We start from the raw sequence: 3,280 nt of genomic DNA, 5'->3' as shown, positions 1-3,280 counted from the left end.
ATCCCCGGACTCCCCCACCCCGACCGACCTCCCCGCAATAGGCCCGTTCCCTAGACGCCCACCCGCCTTGGAACGTTCACACGAGCCCGTCGAGAACCGCGCCGGGACGCCCGCGAGAAGACGAACGCCCCCGCCCGCCCGGCGCGAAGCGGCAGGCGGACGGGGGCGCGGACGTACGGCCCTGGACGGCTACGGGAGGTCGGCGACGAGTTGCCGCACCGGCTTGCGGGCCCCGGTGTAGAACGGGATCTCGATCCGGGTGTGCCGGCGCGCCTGCGCGCCCCGCAGCGTGCGCATGAGGTCGACGATGCGGTGCAGCTCGTCGGCCTCGAACGCCAGCATCCACTCGTAGTCGTTGAGCGAGAAGCACGCCACCGTGTTGGCCCGCACGTCGGGGTAGTCGCGCGCCATCCGGCCGTGCTCGGCCAGCATGGCCCGGCGCTCGGAGTCCTCCAGCAGGTACCACTCGTACGAGCGGACGAACGGGTAGACGCTCACGTACGCGCGCGGCTCCTCCTCGGCGAGGAAGGCCGGGATGTGCGACTTGTTGAACTCGGCTGGCCGGTGCAGCGCCATCGCCGACCACACGGGCCTGGTGTGCCGGCCCAGCCGGGTGCGGCGGAAGCGGGTGTAGACGTCCTGGAGATCCTCGGACGTGGGCGCGTGCCACCAGAACATGAAGTCGGCGTCGGCCCGCAGCCCGGCCACGTCGTAGACGCCCCTGGTCACGACGTCTTTCCCGGCGACCTGGTCGAGCAGCTCCTGCACCTCCGCCGCGAGCTCCTCGCGGTCGCCCGCGCACGGCTCGGTGAGCTGGAAGACCGACCACATCGTGTAACGGATCACCTGGTTGAGATCGCGGGCCTTCGGCCGCGGAGCGCCCTCTGTCATGCCGTCCATTCTCCTCGTCGGTTCAGGTGGTCCAGAACCCGGGCGGCGGCCGTGCGGGCGGTGCCGACGCAGGCGGGGATGCCGATGCCGTCGTAGGCCGCGCCGCACACGGCCAGCCCCGGCTCGACGGACACCGCCGCCCGCACCCGCGCCACCCGGTCGAGGTGGCCCACGTTGTACTGCGGCAGCCCGCCGCCCCACCGTGTCACGCGCGTGTCGGCCGGCAGGCCGCGCACGCCCATCACGTCGGCCATCTCGGCGGTCGCCAGCGAGACCAGCTCGGCGTCCTCGCGCTGGAGCAGGTGCTCCTCGCCGATCCGGCCGATCGAGCAGCGCAGGATGACCAGGTCTCTGGCGAGGTGGGGCCACTTCACCGAGCTGAACGTGACGGCCTTGACCGGCCGCCGCTCCACCGGCGGCACCAGGTAGCCGCTGGCGCCGGGCGGCTCGGGGAAGGCGTCGAGCGGGTAGGCCAGCGTGACGACGGCCATGCTCGCGTACTGGATCCTGGCCAGTTCGGCGGCGGCCTTGGGCACCTCGGAGCCGAGCAGCCGGCTCGTGGCGGGGCCGGGCGTGGCCAGGATCACCGCGTCGGCCTCGATCACCTCGGGGCGCGGCACGGGGCCGGCGACCAGCCGCCAGCCGGTCTCGGTGCGGTGCAGCTCGCGCACGGTGACGCCGGTCCGGACGTCGGCCTCCGACGCCTTGGCGACCGCCTCGGGCAGGGTGCCGACGCCGCCGCGCAGCGAGGTGAAGACCGGCCCCTGCTCCTTCGGCGTCTCCTCGACGAGCTGCCGGACGGCGCTCAGCAGCGAACGTTCGGAGCGCGCCACCGCCGCCACCCGCGGCATCGTGGCCTCCAGCGACAGCATGTCGGCCCGGCCCGCGTAGACGCCGCCGAGCAGCGGCTCGACCAGCCGGTCCACGATCTCGCCGCCCATCCTCGCGCGGATGTAGGCGGCCACGGACACGTCGGTGCGCACGAGGGTCGCCGGCAGGATCTGGTCGAGCGGCACGCGCAGCAGGCCGCCGGGCGAGACGATGCCCGTCCTGGCCAGCTCGGTCAGGTCGGCGGGCACGCCCATGACCTGCCCCTTGGGCATCGGACGCAGCGCGCCCCTGGTGTAGACGGCCGAGCTCAGCGAGCCGGGGAAGACCAGGTCGTCGCCGAGCCCGACCGCTTTGGCCAGCTCTTTCCCCTCGGGTCGCCTGGCCAGCATGGACTCCGCGCCCGCGTCCACGCTCACCCCGGCGACCTCGGAGGCGTGCAGCTTGCCGCCGATGCGTGGCGAGCCCTCCAGGACCGTCACCCTGACCCGACCGCCCGCGCTCTGGCGGAGGTACCACGCGGCGGCCAGACCGGAGATCCCCGCGCCGACGATGACCACGTGCGCCCGATTCCCTTCCACGCCTCCTGACGCTACCGCTTCGACCGCGCGGCCAGCCCCTCGGGGCGCGCGTGACCGTACCGTGATTCCTGCCGTCAAACCAGGGCGATCCGCCTTCCGTCATAAGGGCATGACGAGATTCCGGTACGCCATCGTGCTCGGGGCGGCCTGCGCTGCCGTGTTACTGACGGGCTGCGGCGGCGGCTATGCCGAGCGGCCCGGCGTCGCCGCCCAGGCGGATGAATCGCGCGCCGACGGCGCGGGCGCGGCGCGCGGCGAGAGCACGATGAAGCAGCCGGAGCAGGGCGGCCAGGGCGGCGGCATCGTGTCCGGGGTCGAGGTCACTCAGCAGGACCGCCAGGTCATCTACACCGGGAAGATGACGGTCCGGGCGGAGGAGGTGGGCCCGGCCGTCCAGCGGGCCAAGCAACTGGTCACCGAGGCCGGCGGCTACCTGTCGCAGGAGGAGACCGACTCCTCCGGCGACACCGAGGCGTCGGCGACGCTGGAGTTCCGGGTCCCGACCGCGAAGTACGCCGAGATGGTGCGGCGGCTCGGCGGCGAGTTGGGCAAGCAGCTCTCGCTGAACCAGAACGCCCAGGACGTCACGCTGAAGGTGGCCGACGTGGAGAGCCGGCTGAAGTCGGCGCAGCAGTCGCTGGAGTCGCTGCGCACGCTGCTGAAGCGGGCCGACACGATCGGGCAGGTGCTGGACGTCGAGCGGGAGATCGCCTCCCGCGAGGCCGACCTGGAGTCGTTGCAGGCCCAGCAGAAGGAGCTGGCCGGGCAGACGGCGCTGGCCACGCTGACGCTGCGGCTGGTGGGGCCCGTCACGGTGGTGGACGACCCGGCCGACGAGCCCGCCGGGTTCCTGGGCGGGCTGGCGGCCGGGTGGGTGGCGCTGGTGGCGTTCGCGAAGACGGCGCTGACGGTGATCGGCGCGGTGCTGCCGTGGGTGGTGGCGGCGCTGCCGCCGGCCGCGCTGCTGGTCTGGCTGGTAC

Annotated in this window: 3 protein-coding genes; 1 reads left to right on the top strand and 2 read right to left on the bottom strand. The window is 73.4% G+C overall.

What is annotated here, in order from left to right; translation table 11 throughout:
• Positions 1–189: 189 nt before the first annotated feature.
• Positions 190–891, bottom strand: coding sequence for a hydrogen peroxide-dependent heme synthase (gene hemQ, locus FAF44_RS52530; protein ID WP_237111010.1), 702 nt, complete (start codon positions 889–891; stop codon positions 190–192).
• The gene (gene hemG, locus FAF44_RS52525; protein WP_237111009.1) at positions 888–2,300 is read right to left on the bottom strand and encodes a protoporphyrinogen oxidase; all 1,413 of its coding nucleotides are present in this window, start codon (positions 2,298–2,300) and stop codon (positions 888–890) included. Before hemG ends, hemQ begins: the two co-directional genes overlap by 4 nt.
• Before the next feature lie 109 nt (positions 2,301–2,409).
• Between hemG and FAF44_RS52520 the strand changes: the two genes are divergently transcribed.
• A partial coding sequence (locus FAF44_RS52520) for a DUF4349 domain-containing protein (protein WP_237111008.1) occupies positions 2,410–3,280 on the top strand: 871 nt, incomplete at its 3' end.

The organism is Nonomuraea sp. MG754425, from assembly GCF_021699195.1.
In the GTDB taxonomy this organism is placed as follows: Bacteria; Actinomycetota; Actinomycetes; order Streptosporangiales; family Streptosporangiaceae; genus Nonomuraea.
This window is presented reverse-complemented; position numbering and strand designations above follow the sequence as displayed.